This is a genomic window from uncultured Arcticibacterium sp. (assembly GCF_964021845.1).
Classification (GTDB): domain Bacteria; phylum Bacteroidota; class Bacteroidia; order Cytophagales; family Spirosomataceae; genus Arcticibacterium.
This window is the reverse complement of record NZ_CAXHZC010000001.1, coordinates 72,972-95,519: the sequence shown is the minus strand read 5'-3', so window position 1 is coordinate 95,519 and position 22,548 is coordinate 72,972. Positions and strand designations below refer to the sequence as shown.

Here is a 22,548-nt window from a genome sequence, read left to right as displayed (position 1 = left end):
AGAATAGTAAAATAGAGGCCAACACTAATAAACACGCCTTTCTATATACCCTTTGGTCTGATTTGTGCATTTAAGCTTATATTCACATTCGGCATTTAGGTTTTAATGGCAAAACAGGAAATTATCAATGAATCAAAAACAGAGCTAAACCAGCTCAAAAAGGCTCTAGCCTTAGAAAAGTCCATTGAAAAGGTTCAGTCACAAATCTTAAGCTTAAAGCATAGTTCTGCTTTTAATGAAGTTCTTTTAAGCATTTTTCAGGTACTCCAAACTTTTGATTCTAACATCCAAAGGGCTCATTTTTATAAATTCAATGAATCAAAATCCAAGGACTTATCCTTTTGGGAAGTCCATAAAAATGCGGACAAACCTACGGTCAATGATGTATACCTATCTTATGAAGATAATATTTGGTTTAACACTATACATCAAAAACGGTTAAAGAATGAGTCATTTTGGCAAACACCCATTAGCCCAAAAGATAGCCTCTCAAAGCATTTAAATCAAGAGCGAAACCTTGCAAGAAACTTGCAGCTTTCAATGAGTTTTGCCTCAAAAACAGGGCTCATAATTTTTAGTGATTCTCCAAACTCGTTTGAAGCAGATATTCTTCAGCGTTTTAGTCAAGTTTATAATGACGCCTACCTCCGCTTGATAGAACTAAGAAATTCTGAATTGCTTATCAAAAATGTTGAAATAGAAGCGTCTTTAGAAAATGTACGGGTCAAAGGAATGGCCATGAAAGACACCACCGAGTTGCAGGACTTGGTAAATGAAGTCTCCCTTCATTTGAAAAAGCATCAAATTGATATTAACGGAGGTGTTTTTATCTGTATAAATCAGGAAATAGGCAAAGACGTGCCTTTATGGGGCTCTGGTGGAGCAGCCGAGTATGTTCAAAAAGCCGCAGTGCCCTACCTGGATAATCCAATATTTTTAAATTTACATCAGGCCATAACTAGCAGAACTCCTTTCATAGATGAAGTAATCAGCAATAAAGATAAAATAGCGTTTTTCAAACACCTTTTTAAGCATCATCCTTGGGACAAAAGCCCAAAAGAAGTACAGAAAAAAATGCTGGCATTACCTGGACCCTATGCCCGAGTAGCCACTATTTCTAAAAACACGAGCATATTTATGCTTAATAATGTGGGCAAGCCTTTTTCTGATTTTGACAAACAAACACTAATTCGCTCTGGGAAGGTTTTTGAGCAGCTATTTACCCGTTTTTTAGACTTACAAAAAGCAGAACAACAAACCCAAAAGCTCAAAGAACTAGAAGCTGTAAAAACACGCTTCTATACCAATATCACCCATGAGTTTCGTACGCCATTGACCGTTATTTCGGGTATGGCTAATCAGATTTCTACTAATCCTAAAAAATGGTTAAAGAAAGGTATTCCGATGATAAACAGGAATTCAGATAGCCTCTTAACACTGGTAAATCAAATGCTAGATTTAAGCAAACTGGAAAGCGGAAATATGGCCTTCAATAACCAGCAATCAGACATAGTCTCTTATATAAAATACCTAACAGAAAGCATTCATTCTCTGGCAGAAGTAAAAAGTATTAAACTAAACTTCAAATCTACGGAAGAACAAATAATCATGGATTTTGATAAAGATAAAATCCAGCAGATTATGATTAATCTACTTACAAATGCCATCAAATTCACACCTCTAAATGGAAATATAAAAGTCAGTATCAAGCTACTTACTAAACAAAAGCCCTCGCTTAGTATTAGCGTAAGTGACTCAGGCATAGGAATTTCAAAAGAAAACATACCACATATTTTCAATAGATTTTATCAAGTAGACGACTCCAGCACTAGAAAAATTGGAGGCTCGGGTATAGGACTAGCACTTGTAAATGAGCTCGTGCAGCTGATAGATGGAAGCATTCAGGTAAAAAGTAAACTGAACCATGGCACGCGAATCAAATTAAAACTCCCTGTTACTAATAAGGCTCCTATTGTGCATGAACCTGAGTTAGAATCCTTAGCAAAACCAGTTCTTCAAATCACTGAAAAAAATGTAAGGTCAAGAAAAAACTTACCACAAATTCTACTAGTAGAAGATAGCCCAGACATGGCAACTTATATAGTCTCTTGCCTATCTCAGTCATTTGAAATAAGGCTGGCTAATAATGGTCAAGAAGGCATTAATATGGCCATGGAGTTCATACCAGATTTAATTATTTCTGATGTGATGATGCCCCAAAAAGATGGTTACGAAGTATGTCATGAACTAAAAAATGAAGTAAAAACCAGCCATATTCCTATCATCTTACTTACTGCCAAAGCCGACCTACATAGCAGGCTAGAAGGTTTTGATAAAGGAGCAGATGCCTATTTGGCGAAGCCTTTTCATAGTGAAGAACTGATGATACGCATAAGTAAATTACTAGAATCAAGAAAAGCATTACAGGCTTTTTACCTTTCACAAATCACCAATACCTCCACCCAAATTAAGGAGGAAAACCCGCAAAATGAGTTCATTACGAAAGTTCAAGATATCATAGAAGAAAACATACTCCAGCATGCCTTTAATGTAGAAAGTCTTTGTCAGTTTATTGGAATATCGCACTCCCAGCTGCACCGAAAACTCATGGCTCTCATGGGTATTTCGCCAAACAAATTAATCAGGCAAATTAAACTTCAAAGAGGCAAAGAACTACTCCAAAATTCTGAATTAAACATTAGTCAAATTGCTTTTAAGTCAGGTTTTAGCGACCCTGGCTATTTCAGCAGGATCTTCAAAAAAGAGTTTGGTTTAACACCCCAAGAATGGCGTTCTTAGCATAAAACCAGATGCTCTTATTCTCCCTATCAAAAGCAGTAAAACAAACACTTCTCTCAAGATCATTCCCTAAAAACAGTCAAACACACAGTTTGTCCCACTATTTGGGCATTTTGTCCTACCACTCGCTATCAAGCACTTATACCTTTGTAATCAGGAAAAAATTCTTACAAAACGTGTGATAAGTAACACCAAGTGTAAACCTTCACCATTAGGATAATTTACTTTCTCAACTGATAGCCATGAAGACAAATAAACCGACAAAAGCTATAGCCCTAAAAGTCGAACCACTTGCTCGATAAGAAAAACATACCCTTCGGGTAATAAAAAGGGGTGTTCGTCCTAGATCGGTTTTTTGAAAATTTTATTGGACACATTTTTATTGCTTGAGACTTATCAAAACTTGCTTAAAGTAAATGTTATGAAAAATACGTCTGAATTCCATATTCCCGTAAAAATAGGTGCACGAAAAGAGGTGCTACCCCAGCAGATTTTAATGCTAAAAGCAGACCAGAACTATACAGAAGTGTTTCTTTTAAATGGTTCTAAGATATTAAGCTCTACCAATTTGGGCACTATAGAAAAACGACTAGCAGGCAATGCTTTTTTTAGAGTTAACCGCTCCACTGTCATTAACACAAAGCACATTATTAAGTCTGGACCAAATAACCTGATACTGCAAACTACAAAAACGGGCAAGTCTCAATTGATAAAAATATCACGACGTAGAATTAACCCCTTTTTGGCCTTTACTAACCCGAATAATTAAAACCCCTGTAAAAGATGAAGCAGCATACGACTGCTTGCGTCTTTTTAAACCAATAAATATGAAAAAACTTTTATATCTAATCCTTACCTTTTTGTGCTTCTCTTCTGTAAGTTTGGCACAAGATATTTATGTAGACGCTAGTGCTGGTGGAGCCAATAACGGAAGCTCTTGGACCAATGCCTACATAGGTTTACAAGATGCTATAGACGCAACTACTGCAAACCAAGAAATTTGGGTAGCTGCAGGCACTTACTTTCCTTCGGCTTCCCCAGACGACATATCTACCGACCCTCGTGACAAAAGTTTTCACATAGGCACAGACATAAAAATTTATGGTGGATTTGATGGTACAGAGACTGCACTCTCTCAAAGAGACTGGACTAACAATGCTACCATCCTAAGTGGAGACATAGGCACCGAAGGTAATAACACAGACAATAGCTACCACGTATTTATTACAGCTAACCTGACCAGTGCAGCCGTTATTGATGGCTTTACTGTACAAGATGGAAATGCGAATGGAAGTAGTACTATTTCCTACGCATCTCAATCATTTCATACATATTCTGGTGGCGGGATGTATAACTATTCTTCTAGTCCTACATTTACGAATGTGACGTTATTGTCCAATGAGGCTTTTAATGGTGGCGGGATGTATAATAGTTATTATTCTAGTCCTACATTGGAGCATGTGATATTCTCGTCCAATGAGGCTACCTCTACGGGTGGCGTAGGTGGCGATGGTGGCGGGGTGTATAATTTTAATTATTCTAATCCTACATTTCGGAATGTAATGTTTACCTCCAATGAGGCTGCTTATAGTGGTGGCGGGGTCTGTAATAGTTATTATTCTAGTCCTACATTTCAGAATGTAACGTTTACGTCCAATAAGGCTACTACTAACGGTGGCGGGGTCTATAATAATAATTTTTCTAGTCCTGCATTTCAGAATGTGACTTTCTCGTCCAATGAGGCTACTTCTAACGGTGGCGGGGTGTATAATAGTTATTATTCTAGTCCTACATTGCAGAATGTAACGTTTTCGTCCAATGAGGCTACCTCTAACGGTGGCGGAATGTATAATTTTTCTTCTAGTCCGAAGTTAATCAATACCCTATTCTTTAAGAATACAGCTTCAAGTGGAGCAGATGTATACTTATCTTCAAGTTCTATTGCCTCTGAAAGTTCTAACAATGCCTCGGATGCCTCAAATATATCAGGCACACGAACAGTAGACTTAAGTGGATTATACTACAAAGACATCATCGTAGATAGCACAGACCTAGACGGCCCTGATGATGTATGGATGACCGCAGATGATGGGTTAATAATTACAGGTAACTCTATTTTAAAAGGTGCCGGAACAGCTACTGGAGCACCGTCAGAAGACATTACAGGCTATACACGTCCTAGCCCTCCTAGCATCGGAGCGTATGAATACAATCCGTGCTTATTTGCGGCATCAGTAGTATATGTAGATTTAGCTGCCACGGGCAATGGTACGGGTACTTCTTGGGCAAATGCCTACACTGACCTACAAGATGCATTAGATGCTCGAATGGCTTGCACAGGTGTAGATACCATACTAGTAGCAGAAGGTACGTACTATCCTACCTCTAGCCCAGTTGGCATTACTACAGATGCAAGAGATAGAGCCTTTTATTTGGTAGATAGCAATGTAGTAATACTCGGTGGATACAGTGCTAGTGCAGGTACACCTATAGGAGCAGCCACCATCCTAAGTGGAGACTTAGTAACAGCAGGTACAGCCACAGATAGTGCGTATCACGTATTTATCACTGCAGGCTTAACCCTTGCTACTGTGCTAGACAATGTGACCATCACAGCTAGTGAGGCAAATGGAAGCAGCTACATAGTTTATGGTTCTTATCATTTTTTTCAGTATAGTGGCGGTGGGATGTATAATTATTCTTCTTCCCCAAAATTGACCAATGTGACATTCACTGCCAATACGGCGACTTACGGGGGTGGGATGTATAATGTTTATTCTTCCCTAAAATTGACCAATGTAACCTTTTCGGCAAATACGGCGGATGAGGGCGGTGGGATTTATAACAATACTTCTTCCCCTTCAATGGTCAATCTGACATTCACCGCCAATACCGCGACTTACGGTGGAGGGATATTTAATGTTGCTTCTTCAGCAAAATTGACCAATGTTACCTTTGCGTCTAATATAGCGAGTTCTGTTGGCGGCGGGATGTATAACAATTTTTCTTCCCCAACTGTGACTAATTGTATTTTCTGGAACAATAAGAAAGTTACAAGCACTACCGTAGCTGGAGCAGATATAGAAAATTTATATTCATCTACACCTGTAGTTACATATACCTCATTACAAAACTACGCTGGCGGTACAGGATGTATTACTGGAGATCCGCTTTTTGTGGATGCTGCCAATAGTGACCTTAGATTAATGGCTTGCTCGCCAGCAATAGATAAAGGAACTACGGATACCACAGGCCTAAATATAGGTTTGGTGGATTTAGCTGGAAATGACAGAGTCTTAAATAATAGAATAGACATGGGAGCCTATGAAGGTGCTAGTTCAGGACTAGCCATCTCCACAGACTCACTCACATGGATAGGAGCGGTAAGCACCGCCTGGAACGAAGCCTGTAACTGGTCTCCCGCAGGCATTCCTACAGCAACTAACGATGTAATTATTCCTTCTGCACCTGCAAACCAACCTACGCTAAGCGTAAACACAGCGGTAGCAAAATCTGTAGAAGTGCGAAGTGGAGCAAGCTTTACGATAGCCGTTGGCGGAGAACTTACCATTAATAATTCTAAGGCTATTGCGGGCAGAATCATTGCTTTTTATAATGATGGTACTGTAAATAACAATGGTAAACTAACAATGGGTAACCTCGCTGGAATAGGTAAGGTTGGCTTATACAATTTATCAACTTTTAATAATAATACCGGAGGAGAAATAAGCATTGATAGTACATCAGATTGGGGTATTTTTAACCGTTCTGGAGACTTTACCAATGATGCCAAGATAGGCATAGGGGCTAATTCTTCGGTAGGTTCTAACGCACTGGCTAATTTTGCGACTTTTAACAACAACGCAGGCGGAGAAATCAATCTTGACTATTCTTCTGATGCTGGCTTATATCAATATTTGGTGGGTATATTTACTAATGTAGGTAAAATCAATATTGGTGCAAATCATTCAACTGGCCCACATGGGATTAAGAATGAGGGCATTTTTAACAATAATGCAGGTGGTGAAATAAGCGTTGATAATGTAATCAACTATGGTATATATAATCTAAGAGGAACTTTCACCAACGTTGATAAAATAACCATAGGAGCCAATTCTTCAGGAGGAGATTATGGAATTCATAATTTGACAACCTTCAATAACAATACGGGAGCAGAAATCAATATTGATAAATCAACGATGAGAGGTTTATCTAACGAAGATGGCATATTTACAAATGCTGCTAAAATCACGATAGGTGCCAATGGGCCGGTGGGCCAGTATGGATTGTATAGTTCCGCTACTTTCAACAATAATACAGGAGGAGATATTAAAATTGATAATGCAAGCGATGATGGTTTAACTATCAATGATGATGTTTTTACCAATGAAGCCAAGATTACTTTAGGAAGCGTAGCCTCCCCTGGATTTAATGGAATTTTTAATAGAGCCACGTTTAGTAATAATGCAGGAGGAGATATTAAGATAGATAATTCATCAGGCATTGGCTTTTTTAATGTGTCTGGTACTTTTAGTAATCAAGCTAAGCTAAGCATCGGAGCAAATGCAAGTATTGGTGAATATGGAATTCGAAATAATGCTGCTTTTAATAACAATTTGGGAGGTGAAATTAATATTGACAATTCGACTGAAGCAGGCCTTTTCCATTATGGATTAGAACCTTTTCATAATTATTCTAAAATTACCATAGGATCTAGTGCATCAGTAGGTAAGTACGGACTGCTGAATGAATCCACTTTCAATAATAATGCTGGCGGAGAAATTAATATTGACAGCACTACTAATACGGGCCTTGTAAACAGATTAGCCTTAAGCGGCATCTTTACTAATGCAGCAAAAATCAATATAGGCACCAATGCTTCGGTAGGTTTAAATGGTATATCTAATATTGCAATTTTCAACAACAATTCGGGAGGTGAAATCAATATTGACAACTCAGGTGCTCGTGCCTTTTCAAGCACTTCAGGAACAGTTAATAATTCTGCTAAACTGACCATTGGAGCCAATGCACCTGCGGGCTATATAGGATTATATACTGAAGGAATTTTTAATAATAATACTGACGGAGAAATCACCATTGATAGTACATCTTCTATTGGTTTATGGCATGTTACAAACACCTTCACCAATCAAGCTAAAATTACCATAGGATCCATTGCTTCTGTCGGAAATTCCGGTCTACAAAACACTGCAACTTTTAATAACAATGCGGGAGGTGAAATCAATATTGATAATACCAATACAGCCGGTTTAACAAATGAACTTGGTGTTTTCACTAATTCTGCAAAAATCATCATAGGAACTAATACCAGCATAGGTGATAACGGTATTCTTAACAAAGCTACTTTCAATAATAATACTGGTGGGAATATTAGCATTGACCGCTCAAGTAATATTGGACTTTTAAATCAAGCTGGTTCGTTTACAAATGCCGCTAAGATAACTATTGGGTCAAATGCAAGTGTAGGTGCTTTTGGAATATTTAACGATGCAATATTTAACAGTATCACGGGCGGAGATATTAACATTGACAACTCAACTACGTTTGGCATAATAAATCAAAATGGTGAGTTTACAAATGCTGCCACCATTACTATTGGAGAAATTGGAAATGGAGGTCTTTGGAACAAAAGTATATTTAACAACAATGCTTGCGGGAAAATACTCTTGAAACGGGGTAAACTATTGAACAGTTCTGGTCATACCTACACCAATACAGGTTTTACCCATGTAATAGAAGAGCTTGAAAACGAAGGAACATTTACTAACAATGGCATCTTAAAATATGGTGTACAAACTGGAAACCCTGTCGTAAACTCAACAGATTCTTCCATCATTGTCAATGATACACTGTCTAACTTCTTCAGCTATGGCGGTACTTATAATGGTACGGTGAATGGTATTTTTTCTGATGAGACTGGTTCAGTTTCGGCAGGTGATTTTACAGCTCCAAATGGTTTTACTCCTAGATGTCATTTACCACTGGGTTTGCAAACTCTTTATGCTAGTATTACTTCCTCTAGCTGCAGCACACCCCAGATAGTACCTCTTCTTTACAATAATGCAGCGGCCACCGCTACAGACTTACTCACCTGGACAGGTGCAGTAAGTACCGACTGGAATGAAGCCTGTAACTGGGCACCTAAAGGTACACCAACTGCTACAAATGATGTGGTGATACCTGGAGGTTTATCAAACCAGCCTACCATCTTTACTGACAATACCAAAGCCGGGAGTATCTTGGTACAATCTGGTGCCACATTTACCATAGCAGCTAGCGGTAAACTGGAGCTTTATGGGTCAAAAGCTAATTTTAATATTGAATCACACACTTTCATTAATTACGGCACTGTAGAAAACCATGGCACATTAGCTATCGGAATTGAAAACTTTATTGACGATTATGGTTTGGTGAATCATTCTCACTTTAACAATAATGTGGGAGGCGAAGTCATCATTGATAGAAGTACAGAAGCAGCCATTTTAAATATTGGAACTATAAATAATGATGCTAATATTACCATAGGCTCTAATGCTGAAACAGGTAATTATGGTTTGTATAATTTCTCAAGCTTTAACAATACCTCTTGTGCAATTATTAAAATTGAACATGGTAAATTAAAAAATGATAACGGGACATTACTCAATAACATCGGCTATGTCTACGTGTCTGACACCATAAATAATGCAGGTACATTCACCAATAACGGCGTTCTAAAGTATGGTGTACTAACCAACAATGCCATTATAAATGCCACAGATTCTTCCATCATTATCAATGATACGCTTTCTACCATCTTTAACTATGGAGGCACTTATAATGGTACTGTAAATGGTATTTTCACAAATGAAGCTGCTACCGTTTCCGCAGGGACTTATCTAATAGATGGAGATGTTGATTTTAAACCAGCCTGCAATTTACCTGGTGGTACACAAACCCTTTATGCTAGTATAACATCTTCTTCATGTAGCACGCCAGTTACAGTGCCTTTCCTTTACAATAATGTAGTAGCCACCGCCACAGACTCACTCACATGGACAGGAGAAGTAGACACCGTATGGAACAATGCATGTAACTGGGCACCCGCTGGTATTCCTACTGCAACCAATGATGTAATTATTCCTGCCGGGCCTGCAAACCAGCCTACTCTAAGTGTAAACACAGCGGTAGCAAAATCTGTAGAAGTACGAAGTGGAGCAAGCTTTACCATAGCCACTGAAGGAGAACTTACCATTAACAATTCTAAGACTATTGCGAGCAAAACAATTGCTTTTTATAATGATGGTACTGTAAATAACAATGGTAAACTAACAATGGGTAATCTTGCTAGCATAGGTGAGATTGGCTTATACAATTTATCAGCTTTTAATAATAATACAGGAGGTGAAATAAGCATTGATAGTACTTCTGATTATGCACTCTATAATGAAACTGGCATTTTTACTAATGCCGCAGAAATTACTATAGGAGCTAGTAGCAACGTGGGCAACTTTGGGCTTTATAATACATCGAATTTTAATAATAATACAGGTGGCGACATCGTGATAGATAGAACCAACTCAAATGGGATACTAAATAGTAGTGCAACTTTAAATAACAGTGCCAAAATAACCATTGGGGCGAACACAAATGTGGGAATATATGGAATTAGAAACTTCAATGCTAGCTTAAATAACAATACTGGCGGCGAAATTTCAATTGACAGGTCAAGCCTGAGTGGCCTTGTAAGTATTTCTTCAGGGTCTATAAATAATTATGCTAAGATAACAATAGGAGCTAATGCTCTCGTAGGGCAAAATGGAATACAAAATAGCAACGTTTTTGACAACAATACTGGAGGCGAAATTCATATCGATAATTCCACTGAGACGGGCTTAAGAAACAGTGGAGCTTTCGCCAATTCTGGAAAGATTACAATAGGAGCTAATGCTCCTGTCGGTGAAAATGGCTTAAGTAGCATCAACTCTTTAATAAACACTACCTGTGCTGAACTTAAGATCTTCAAGGGTAATTTGATAAATTATCAAACTAGTGCTGCTACCGGAACGATTACAAATGCAGGCTATATTCTAGTTGTCGATACCCTAAAAAATGACGACACATTCACCAATGACGGCATATTAAAATATAGTGTACAAACGGGCAACACTATCATAAATTCAACAAATTCTTCCATCATTGTCAATAATACGCCTTCTACCTTATTCACCTATGGCGGTACTTATAATGGTACGGTAAATGGCGTTTATACAGATGAAGCAGCTACAGTTTTGGCGGGTACATTTATGCCACCCAATGCTTTTGTGCCAAATAATACATTGCCTTTAGGCAGCCAGACTCTCTATGCCAAAGTAACGCCTGACGGCGGAGCATGTAGTTATGTAGTACCATTCCTGTTTGATAACTTTAGAGAAATAGACGTCAGGGGTAATTATGTAAGCATAGCAAATGGAGACATGAGCCCATCAGTTTCAGACTTGACAGACTTTGGTGTAGCGGGTATAAACTTTGGAACTATTTCCAATATCTTTATGATTATAAATGAAGGTACTTCCACTTTAACTTTAGGCCCTAATCCTATTACTAAATCTGGACCTCATGCGGCTGACTTTACCATTCTTCAGCCAAGTGAAACTACCATAGCTCCAGGAGATAGTGTTTATTTTGATATTACTTTTGACCCTTCAGTTTTCGGAGAGAGAAACGCCACCATAAGCATTGCCAATGATGATGCTGACGAGAGCCCTTATACCTTCGCCATTCTAGGTAATAGTTTTTGTAACGCTCCTCCCACGGCCAGTATCACTGGTTCAGATAATCTTAGCTGTGCCATTACTTCTGTAACAAGAACCGCCTCTGTTGGAAACAGTTATTCTTGGTCTAATGGCGATATTACGGAACAAGCCACTATCAGTGCAGCAGGAACTTATACCGTAACCGTAACTGCTGCTAATGGCTGTTCAAGCACCGCTACTACTGAAGTAACTATTGACAATACGCCTCCTACTGCAAGCATCACTGGCTCAGAAAATCTCAGCTGTGACATTACTTCTGTATCTAGGACCGCATCTGGGGGAACTAGCTATTCATGGTCTAATGAACTAGGAACTAATGCCATTGCAAATATCAATACGGCAGGAACTTACACCGTAACTGTTACGGCAGCAAATGGCTGCTCGGCCACAGCTACCACAGCAGTCACTATTGACAATACTCCGCCTACGGTAAACATCACTGGAACGGACAGCCTAAACTGTACACAAAACACCGTAAACCGAACTGCTTCAGGTGGTTTAAGCTATGCATGGTCAAACGGTTTAGGAAATAGTGCCGCAGTTACTATTTCAAATACAGGAACGTACACTGTTACAGTAACCACAGCGAATGGCTGTACAAGTACAGCTACCACAGAAGTTGTTTTTGACAATAATTTGGTAGTAACTGCTTCAAATGATGGTCCCTATGAAGAGCAAGAAACCATTAACTTAATGGCAACCGGAGGACCAAGCTATTCTTGGGTAGGGCCCGATGGTTTCACTAGCAACATAGTAAACCCGAGCATAGCAAATGCATCACCTGCAAACTCTGGTATTTATACCGTTACGGTTACAAATGGTTTATGTACGGGTACCGCTACCACCAATGTAGTAGTAAACTGTAGCACGCCTGGCATGTCCTACTTTTTGGCATACAGTGATGGTGCAGTGCCTGAGGTATTCTCACCATTAGTAAGCGAAATGGAAGTACAAGCTTCTAATAGAAGAATGACCGTACTTGCTATCCCTAATTGTGAATTGCCATTAATAGAAAGTGCCAGACTTCAGCTATCTGGAACAGGTAATACCCAGTTTTATGTTGATAATGAGGCACCTTACTCACTTTATGAAAACAATGGAGCTATTTATGGCGATGTATTTGAAACTAACTACTACACTTTTATAGCTAGAGGTTATGCACAAGATAACTCTCAGGGCTTAGTGGTAGGCCCTGATGTAATTCGCTTTTGGGTGGTGTCCGGAGATAGAGAAATCAGTAGCCCTATACTTTCTACTAATGCGATTTGTGCAGGAGCTAACCTGAGTATTTCGGCTAGCACCTCTGGAGTATCTAATTTTAATGTGGGTAACATGTATCAAGCTTACCTTTCAGACGTAAATGGCAATTTTGAGAATCAAATACTTATAGGCAGTTCATCAAACCCAGCAAGTATTTCATGTACTATTCCAAACAATATAGCTGGTGGGAATAATTATAAAATAAAAATACGTTCTAGCTCGCCCGTGGTATCATCAGAGAGTTCCTTAAGCTTGGCTATCACCTCGTCAAATCTTAATTTATTATCACCAACAAACGATATTTTGAGCCAAACACAAACAGAGCAGGCCATTCAAAGTATCAATGCTGAAAACAAAATAGATGGTAATTCAGACGTAATGTACACAGCCGGAAATGCCATTTTATTAGCTCCTGGCTTTAGTGCTACAGCTGGCAATGTATTTAGTGCAAACATTGAAGATGTTTGCGTGGACTAATTAAACCCCTATTACAACATTTACTAAATCAACATAACACAAAGCATGAGCCGAGGCTCATGCTTTATTATTTTAAACCTACTCTATCACCAACCAAACATAGGCCTGAGCAGGAATTGTTACTTTGTAATCTATGGAGTAATCTCTATTGAGTGCATGAAAGGTGGCCTCTCCCCCATTTAATTTCACCTTGGCATTATCTACCAAACCCGTATAATACAGCGGTAAATTGATGTTTTTTTCTATAGCCCGCGGCAATGGATTATAGAGCATAACCAAACCCTTTTGTGCCAATTGAGAATTGACATGCATGATGCCATCCCAGTCACGTCCGTCCGCACGTCTGAGGTGAATAATATCTGAATTTAGAATTTCGCGGTAGTTTTTATACCAAGTAATAGTTTCTTTAACTACCTGCTTGGTCTCTTCAGTATCATAAAGTCTTGGTCCTCTATAACAAGCCTGAATGCCAGCACCATAATATTGCATCATCAGTTGTTTATAGTCGGTCAAATGCTCCGCCAAAGGTTCTAAAACTGCTTCTGGTCCTCCACCTTGATATTTGGTCAATGGCACAAAACCCCAACCCATAGAAGGCGTTTTTTCCCAAGTTCCGTCATAAATATTCTGACGATTAAGAATCTTTTGCTGCTCTCTGGACAGTGAAAAGTTCACCTCTCTATAACCCAAAGCTATTTTATGTGAACCATCTAGAAAGTACCAATCTGGTGAATTTATATACACACCTCTGGCATTTAGAAATTGATACAGTTCTTTCTGAAGTTTCATTTGTTCCCATTGCGAATCTTCCAGGCCTTTATGGCCAGGGTGCGTAGTAGATGCACAAACATCTCCTGGGTATGGTCCATCATGCTCTAAAAGGTCAAAACCAGTTTCTACTATAAACTTTTTAATACTTTTTAGGTAGTTCAAACCCCACTCACTTGCTAAACAAGGTGCATGACCAAAAAAGGCTCCTGTATTTGGTAAGCCTGTCACAGGGTCAATCACGTCGTTTTCGTCATCAATACTTCTGCTGCTAAACAGCGAATAACCTCCCAACTTTATCCCTTTGCTGTGGGCGTAATCTGCTAGTTTCTTAAACTTTGCAATATTCTTGTCAGAGGCATCTTCCATATTCAGTCCACTACCAAAACTCAGAATCACCATTTCATAACCCGTTTCTGCACATTGATCTATCACCTCCCGAACCTTCTTATCATCCGTGCTGATAAGATGCATAAAAATTGGATTTTGATTAGTCCATGGAGCTATGGTGCGGTACATTTTCCTAATAGCTAAACCCTGACGCTCTTTATCATAATTATCATGTAAAAGCTCATAGGAACGAATAGAGGTATAAGTTTCCTTAGGTTTCAGATTAATTCCAACGCCCAAATCTGGATAAACCTCCGCCACGCAGGGTGTTTGCAAAGCATAATTTACCTGAGAAGTATACGAGGAATCTACCTTCCAATGGGTGGCCTGGTCGCTCAGGCGATACTTCATGGCGTTATTATAAGCGAAGTTGTTTTCTATGTAGAGTTTTTGAGGCGTTTTCATTTGCTCTGGTGTTCCCACGACAGCAGATTCCTCTTCTACAGTTGCCAAAATCTCACTTACTACTTGGTCAATTTTCACAGAACGCTCCCCCACATTCTCCAAAGTCAGCCATTTAGAAATCAATGGAACACCATCGTATATAGCATAATGTATAGCCACTTTAATATTTTTCAACTCACTTTTAGGTGCGTCAAAAAATAAGGTCAACTCTTTACCACTTGGTAAGTTTTCACTGCTTGTCCAATTGGTGTTTTTTGTAGGAAATGGTATACTTAAATCGTCAATGGTATAAGTGACATATTGAAAATCCTTTTGACTGGCCGACAGTCCAGAGAGCCAATCTTCTAAAAAGTAGCCATGCTCTTTCTGTCCATAAAGTCCACCTATATTATACGTTTCACCGTCTATCTCTATTCTCGCTTCTGGCCTAAGAGACCTTATAAATTCGTCACCAGTTCTAAGGTTTTTAAAACTGGTGGTCGATACGTTTTTAGCCACATTTATGGTGCGAGAGAGCAAACCATTACGTAAAATGATATTATTCTTACTAACCAGAATTTCGGCTTTTTCTTCAATTGGGCTTACCAGCCAATCGACATCATCCTGAGCAACAGAAAATAAGGGAAAGAATACTAATAGAAGGTATTTCATGGAGTTCATTGTATTTCTTAAATTTAAAATAATTCATTGAAAAACAACATAGAATTAATCCTTCGATTTAAAGAAAACCAATAGAGCAATTCGATTCCGCACCGTCATATAAGTAAAAAGTACACCTCACGGTGTACTCTTATTTTTCTTATAACTTACGTCAAACCTACTCCACAATCATCACCCCTTGCATAAGCCTCCAGTGACCCGGGAAGGTACATACGTAAGGATATTTACCAGGCTTAGAAGGTACTTTGAAAGTTAAGCTGAAAGTTTCTTCCGGATTTACCAGAGGGCTAGCGAACAAAACCTCTGGCATATCTGGAACATAGTTTTTCTTCATGGCGTCAGTATCCATCATCATTTTGTCAGCTGCCGCTCCTACTTTTTCTTTAGCACCAATATCCGTAATAACAATATTGTGCTGCATGGCATCTGGATTGACAAATACAAGTTCTACTGTTTCTCCTGCTTTCACTTTAAATTCTGTAAGGTCATATTTCATGGCCTCTCTTATGGCCTTAATAGTAATCACTTTCACATTTGGGTCTCTTACTACCACCTTCCATGCTTTAAGCACTTTGCTTAAATAGGTATTACCAGCATCATCAAGTCCAATCAAATAAGCTTTCTCGGCATCACTAATTACAATATCCTTTGCACGGTAATCTATTCCCTGAGAGATAGCTTTATAAATTGAGTTTCTGCCAGCAGCACCAAACTCTTGAGCTGATTTAATCAATTCTACCACCTCTGATGGCGTTGAAACTGAGGTTTGTGACCTAATGGCTCTTTCAAGCACATAAGCACTCATATTTTGAGGCGGACTAAAAGTCAATTTTGTAGTCTTATGGTTATTAGAGCCGTCTTCTGTAGTAAGTTCACCATATTTATCAATATCTACCTCCACATTATATTCTCCTGCTATATCAGTACTGAAAGCAATATTTCCTTTCCAAGGGCCATTCAAGTTTCCGGTTATTGACACCGTTTCTCCAGCCTTAATTCCATCTGAATAATTTCTACTGGTCTGAACATTTAGCACGTCATTCCCTTGGAATCTTATTTCAAACGGCACAAAAGTGCCAGCAGCCAAGTCTTGGTCTCCCTGATTTTTTATTTCTACGGCCACTTCTACTCGCTCTTGCACGGCAGGAGTAGAAGGTGAAATATTAATTCCAGTTACCACTAAATCTAAGCCTTTGACAGAAACTTCTTTTTCCTCGGTCTTTTCCATCATTTTGTGATGGTCATGATTCATAATGCTTTTCTCTTTTGAAGATACTTTAGCCTGATTTGCCATGTGCACTTTCATCAGTTTACCATTATTTGCTGTAAGCACTACGGCAAAAGCATCAGGCAACCACCTGTCTTGCACTTTTTCAGAAGCCGTCAGTTTATCAAAGAAAGCTTTCTCTGCTTTGGCATTTAAGGGCGATTTAGAAAATACTAGTAGGGAATTTAAAACCACTAATGGCTCTTCATCATTTAATAAGTTTTTAGAAACTATCTGATCTACGGAGGCGGCCGTAAAAGGCATCACTTTTAAGGTGTTTTTTCTAACCTCTGCATTTGGATGGTCTAAACCTATTTCAATAATCGTCTGATTCATGGCACCTAAACCTTCTAGCGTCCATAAAGCATGAATAGCCGCAGGATTTAAGCCAATTTCGTCAGTGTCTGTGCTTCTAAGAATCTCTACCAAAGAAGGTACTACATCTTTTTCGCCACGCTCTACTAATAATCGCTGAGCCTGCATACGCCAGAACATATTATCACTTTTAAGAGCAGCCAAAAGACCCAAAGGTTTACTTTTTGATAGACTTAATGGCGTATATTTTTTAGCTCTTTTATACGCTACACGGTAAATTCTACCATGCGTAAAATCTCTTAAATCTGTTTCGTAAGCATTACCTTCTCCCATCTCAAAACCATCAGGTCTTGGATTATGCTGAATGATATAACTATACCAGTCTGCTACCCAAACGGCTCCATCAGGACCCGTTGATGCAAAAACGGGTGAGAACCACTCATCGGCACTCGCCATTAAGTTAAAAGCCTCTTTGTCTGTAAAATCTGTACCGTTTTTCACCATGTTATTTTGGTGAACAATGTGCCCCGTAGGCTCTGTTACAAATGCTATATTATTCCAATACTTCTTTGGAAAAGCTCTGGCCGTATAAAAGTTATGACCAGAAGCTGCCGTAAAACCACCAAATACATCCACTTGACGCACTTTAGGCGTAATAGGCTTCATATCTCTATGGGTATCTGTGCTTTTACTTCCGTTATTGACACGATTAGTGGCATTAAAATAAGAATGCGGAATTGCCATGTACCAGCCATGAGAGTTATTGGCCGTTGACCCAAAAACGTCGTTCGTTTCATTGAATGCAAAACCCCAAGTGTTATTTGACGTAGTAGTCATCCACTGTAAGTCAGAGCCATCAGCTTTGAACCTAAAAAACGCCTGACCAAATTTTAAGTCCTTTCCATCGGCAGTTTTGCCTTCATATCCAGAATAACCTACACAGCCCCAAATCCAGTTATCAAAACCATAATGTAGGTTTGAAGGACCGGCGTGTGTATCAAAAGTGCCAAAACCAGAGTAAATCGTTTTCTTGAAATCTGCTTTATCATCTCCATCGGTATCTTTCAGATAAATAATATCTGGAGCCTGCGTGACCACCAAACCACCATTAGCGAAAACCATTCCTGTAGGAATGCTTAGACCATCGGCATATTTACTAAATTTATCAGCTTTGCCATCGCCATCAGTATCTTCACACATTAAGATATAATCACTACCGCCTTCTGGTTTACGCTCATTAGGGTAATCTTTCGTGATTAACACAAAGAGTCTCCCTTTTTCATCCCAAGTCATGGCAATAGGATGCATCACATTTGGTTCAGCCGCAAACAATTCCAAAGTAAAATCAACCGGCACTTGAATGTGCTTCATTGACTCTTCAGGTGTCATGGCTAATTGCTGTAGCTGAACACCAGGACGCTGCTCGTAGTTTGGCAGTTTTGCCTCTCTATATTTGAAAAGAGCTGCATTTCTAGCCTTAAAGGCGGCCAAAGCCTCATCATTGACAGTCCAAAGTATGCCATTATATATCAAGTCTTGGAAACCTTTTTTACTCCAAGTTCTGTCATCATGCCCATAGGCTGTATAAAAAACCTTTCCTTTTCCATGTGTTCTAGTCCAAGTATAAGGCTCCGTTTTTACGCCTGGTTTATCCTTTGCTTGGTCAGCCTTGATTTCTCTGCTTGCCAACACATTGATATCTTCACCTAAATGACTGTGAAGATATGTTTCATCATAGGCCGTAAACGGACTTAGCCCTTTCATGATAGGATGATTAGGCTGCAAAGTATTGGTAGAAATAGAGTCCATGGTATGTCTCCAAAACTGCCCACCTACCAGTTTTATGTATTCATCAGAATTTCTGAAACAATAAGAGGCACAGTGAATAGGCAAGAAGCCTTTTCCAGAAGCTACAAAATCCAATAAAGCTTTTTCTTGGCTAGGAGCTATTTCATCAATATTGGCATAAATCATCAAGGCATCATAAAGAGCCAATGTTGTTGGGTTTAAATCCTCCACATCATCGGTATAGGTAAAATTGATACCTTTTGGACCAAGGGCTTCCATCAAACTTGGAATACGTTCTATTGGTTTATGATGTCCATTATCACCTAGAAAAAGAACTTCAAGTCTTCTACCGTCTTGAGCCAAGACGCTATTTGAAAACAGCAAGAGTAAAACAATAATTTTCTTCATAGTATATGTCAATGCCTTTCGGCAATCGGTTTATTTATTAAAATCTGGCAGGTATATTTTCTCTCCTCCTTTTAAGGCTGATTCGTGTGCCAAAATACCTACTGATGTCCAATTGGCAGATTGAACGGCATTAGGAAAAGGTTCTCTATCTTCTTTTAGAGCCATCACAAACTCATGAGCCAAATGTGGATGTGAACCACCATGACCGCCACCTTGAGCAAAACTCAAATGCTCGTTTTCTTCCACGTCATATACGCCGGCAGTAGTAAAACTTCTGATTTCTTCTGGTAAAAGGTGAGCATAATCTGGCACAGTAACTTTTGAAGGAATTTCTGGTTCTGGAAGTTTGGCTGTATGCAATACATGCTCTTCATCTTCTATCAAAGACCACTCAAAAGACTTCTTAGAACCATACACTTCAAAACTCTCACGGTACTGACGAGCTACATCAAAAAGCGAACGATAAACATGTGCACTTAAGTCTGAATCTTTAAACTTAATATGAGCAGACTCCACCGCAAAAGGCGAATTATGAATATCTGCCAATTCTTTTCTGATGGTTCCTGAACCAAAACAAGACACATATTCAGCTTCTAATTTTAATAAACCCGTAACAGGCCCCACACAGTGCGTAGCATAGTGCATAGGCGGTAAGCCCGGCCAGTAGTCAGGCCAGCCGTCCATGTCTTGCTGGTGTGTGGCTTTTAAAAACTGCACTTTTCCTAGCTCTCCTTTTTCATGTAACTCTTTTACATATAGAAACTCACGGGCATACACCACGGTTTCCATCATCATGTATTTCTTCCCTGTCTCTTTACAAGCCTTTACTATCTTCATGCAGTCTTCCACAGAAGTGGCCATAGGTACTGTACAGGCCACATCTTTACCTGCATAAAGCCCTTTTAAGGTTTGCTCCGCATGATTAGGAATAGGCGAATTAATATGTACTGCGTCAATTTCCGGGTCTTTCAATAACTCATCATAATCTGAGTATCTTTTTTCAATACCAAAGGCATCTCCAATGGCATTTAACTTCTCCACATTACGCTGACAAATAGCATACATGTTAGCATCTGGATGACGCTGGTAAATTGGAATAAATTCGGCTCCAAATCCTAAACCTACTATCGCGATGTTTATCTTTTTACTCATGTTTTTTTTTGCTTTGAGCTTTAGGCTTTTGGCCATTAGCGTTTTTTAATTTCTTTTTTTTAGTTGAGGATATGTCCTCGCTCCTTGTGAGACTGTTCTTCCATTCTGCTAATTTATTCGCCGATAGAAGGACACGATTGAGCTGGTAGCTGCATTCAATCATTTGTCATTAGAGCATTGTACATTCCTAGCTCTACCTTGTCAAAACCTTCAAATATTTATAACTGTCTTTGGTCAGTTGCTCCTCAGATTCAAATAGCTTTCTCCAGATATTAGCTGCTACAAGCTTTTGGCTGAAAGCCTCCACACTTATCACACCTTTATAATCAATTTCTTTCAAAGTGCTTATCACTTCTTCAAAATTAACATGGCCATGCCCTAATGTTCCTCTATCGTTTTCCGATAATTGAACATGAACCAAATGTTCCCCCATCTTCCTGATGGCATCTGGCAACCTTTTTTCTTCAATGTTTGCATGAAAAGTATCAAACATGAGCTTACAGGAAGGATGATTAACTCTCCCCATAAGCTCTACTAGCTCATCTGTACAGGAGACTAAATAGCTCTCAAATCTGTTCAGATATTCTAAGCCCAAAGTGATATTATACCTCTGAGCATGTTCAGATAAGTCATGAAGTACCTCAGCACCCCATTTTTTTTCTTCTTCCGTGGCTGGTTGACCCGTAAAAACTCCCAAAGCCGAATGAATAGGTCCAATCAAAAGCTCAGCACCTAGCACATCCGCACAGTCTAAAACAGCCTTATTAAAATCTAGTGCTTCTTTTCTCTTAAATTCACTCTTATCTATGCTATTGTGCTCAGGACCATTAATTGTTTCTGCTACCGCAGTTAATCCTAGCTCGTCTAGTTTCGTTTTCCATGGTTCCCACTTTTTGGGATTTGTATCCATAATTGGAATTTCAACGGTGTCAAAACCAGTCTCTTTTATCAGTTCCAATGTTGGAAACATTTCCTCTGTCATATCCACTCCCCAGAGTAAGAGATTCATTCCTAGTTTATTAGTCATCTTCCTATACGCATTTTTATTTTACAATATTATCAAGGAATATAACAATTAACTACCTATAAATTTGCTACTACTGACTGTTTTTTAACCTATATTTACAAAATAGGTTAACTTAATGACAAAATAAAAGAATCAGTAGATTGAGAACACCATTAGAAAAAAATATTGATAGCCCTTTAAGTTCCATTACCGTTTTAGATTTAAGGGAACCTTTTTTTGACCCAAACTGGCACTTCCACCCTCATTACCAACTATTTACAGTTTTAGAAGGTGAAGGAACTCGGCTAATTGGCGACAGTATACAGCACTTTGAAAAAGGAGATACCGTGCTTTTGGGGCCTGACTTACCACACCTTTGGAGAAATAACAAGAGCTATTTTGAACCAAACTCTGAATTATCAACCAGGGGAATAGTTGTTTATTTCACTCAGGAATTTTTAGACAACACGCTGAGCAGCCTGCCAGAATCTATCAAAATGAATAAGTTACTTCAAGATAGTTACAGGGGAATTGAATTTACCGGAAAATCTAGATTGAAAATAAAAGAGGAACTAATACGCCTTTCACAAACCGATGGCTTTGATGCCATTTTAACTTTGCTGTCTTTACTTAATACTTTATCAAAAAGTTCTGACACTGCATTTATAGCGAGTTTAGGTTATACCAACACTCACAAACAATCTGAAACCGAAAGGATGCATAATGTGTATGATTATGCCATGAAACATTTTAAACAAGCCATAAAGCTAGAAGATGTGGCAAATCTTGCAAACATGACCGTTCCTGCGTTTTGCAGGTATTTTAAAAAACGCTCTAACAAAACTTTCTCCGATTTTATCTCCGAAATTAGAATAGGAAATGCATGTAAAATGCTAGAAAACGAAAAACATAGTGTGGCAGAAGTATGCTACGAAAGTGGATTTAATACCTTATCAAACTTCAATAAAAAGTTTAAAGAAGTAACAAGTAAGACGCCAAGCCAGTTTAAAAGAGAATTAGTTGGCAAATAGATTTGT

Annotated in this window: 8 protein-coding genes; 4 read left to right on the top strand and 4 right to left on the bottom strand. The window is 38.8% G+C overall.

Going from position 1 to position 22,548, the window contains the following annotated elements; all coding sequences use genetic code 11:
- Positions 1 to 105 precede the first annotated feature (105 nt).
- From AADJ06_RS00350 to AADJ06_RS00340, 3 genes are all read left to right on the top strand, one after another.
- Positions 106 to 2,799: an ATP-binding protein gene (locus AADJ06_RS00350; RefSeq protein ID WP_341224395.1), complete on the top strand. Its 2,694-nt coding sequence runs from the start codon at positions 106 to 108 to the stop codon at positions 2,797 to 2,799.
- A gap of 421 nt (positions 2,800 to 3,220) precedes the next feature.
- On the top strand, positions 3,221 to 3,568 hold the full coding sequence (locus AADJ06_RS00345) for a LytTR family DNA-binding domain-containing protein (RefSeq protein WP_341224394.1): 348 nt from the start codon (positions 3,221 to 3,223) through the stop codon (positions 3,566 to 3,568).
- A 58-nt stretch (positions 3,569 to 3,626) separates the two neighbouring features.
- Positions 3,627 to 13,352: a 3-coathanger stack domain-containing protein gene (locus AADJ06_RS00340; protein ID WP_341224393.1), complete on the top strand. Its 9,726-nt coding sequence runs from the start codon at positions 3,627 to 3,629 to the stop codon at positions 13,350 to 13,352.
- A gap of 78 nt (positions 13,353 to 13,430) precedes the next feature.
- On the opposite strand, the gene AADJ06_RS00335 is transcribed toward AADJ06_RS00340, so the two are convergent.
- The 4 genes from AADJ06_RS00335 to AADJ06_RS00320 form a co-directional block, all read right to left on the bottom strand.
- On the bottom strand, positions 13,431 to 15,566 hold the full coding sequence (locus AADJ06_RS00335) for an alpha-galactosidase (protein ID WP_341224392.1): 2,136 nt from the start codon (positions 15,564 to 15,566) through the stop codon (positions 13,431 to 13,433).
- Between the two features lie 166 nt (positions 15,567 to 15,732).
- Complete coding sequence (locus AADJ06_RS00330; RefSeq protein WP_341224391.1) at positions 15,733 to 19,353, bottom strand: PVC-type heme-binding CxxCH protein; 3,621 nt, start codon at positions 19,351 to 19,353, stop codon at positions 15,733 to 15,735.
- A 30-nt stretch (positions 19,354 to 19,383) separates the two neighbouring features.
- Positions 19,384 to 20,505 (bottom strand): Gfo/Idh/MocA family oxidoreductase, encoded by a 1,122-nt coding sequence (locus AADJ06_RS00325; protein WP_341224390.1) that lies wholly within the window; start codon positions 20,503 to 20,505, stop codon positions 19,384 to 19,386.
- A gap of 193 nt (positions 20,506 to 20,698) precedes the next feature.
- Entirely contained in the window at positions 20,699 to 21,532 is an 834-nt protein-coding gene (locus AADJ06_RS00320) for a sugar phosphate isomerase/epimerase (RefSeq protein ID WP_341224389.1), read from the bottom strand.
- A gap of 140 nt (positions 21,533 to 21,672) precedes the next feature.
- Between AADJ06_RS00320 and AADJ06_RS00315 the strand changes: the two genes are divergently transcribed.
- Entirely contained in the window at positions 21,673 to 22,542 is an 870-nt protein-coding gene (locus AADJ06_RS00315; RefSeq protein WP_341224388.1) for an AraC family transcriptional regulator, read from the top strand.
- The last annotated feature ends 6 nt before the right edge of the window (positions 22,543 to 22,548 follow it).

Excerpts from the sequence above, each read along its gene's own strand:
- AADJ06_RS00350 (WP_341224395.1), top strand. The coding sequence starts at position 106 with ATGGCAAAACAGGAAATTATCAATGAATCAAAAACAGAGCTAAACCAG.
- AADJ06_RS00345 (WP_341224394.1), top strand. The coding sequence starts at position 3,221 with ATGAAAAATACGTCTGAATTCCATATTCCCGTAAAAATAGGTGCACGA.
- AADJ06_RS00340 (WP_341224393.1), top strand. The coding sequence starts at position 3,627 with ATGAAAAAACTTTTATATCTAATCCTTACCTTTTTGTGCTTCTCTTCT.
- AADJ06_RS00335 (WP_341224392.1), bottom strand. The coding sequence starts at position 15,566 with ATGAAATACCTTCTATTAGTATTCTTTCCCTTATTTTCTGTTGCTCAG.
- AADJ06_RS00330 (WP_341224391.1), bottom strand. The coding sequence starts at position 19,353 with ATGAAGAAAATTATTGTTTTACTCTTGCTGTTTTCAAATAGCGTCTTG.
- AADJ06_RS00325 (WP_341224390.1), bottom strand. The coding sequence starts at position 20,505 with ATGAGTAAAAAGATAAACATCGCGATAGTAGGTTTAGGATTTGGAGCC.
- AADJ06_RS00320 (WP_341224389.1), bottom strand. The coding sequence starts at position 21,532 with ATGACTAATAAACTAGGAATGAATCTCTTACTCTGGGGAGTGGATATG.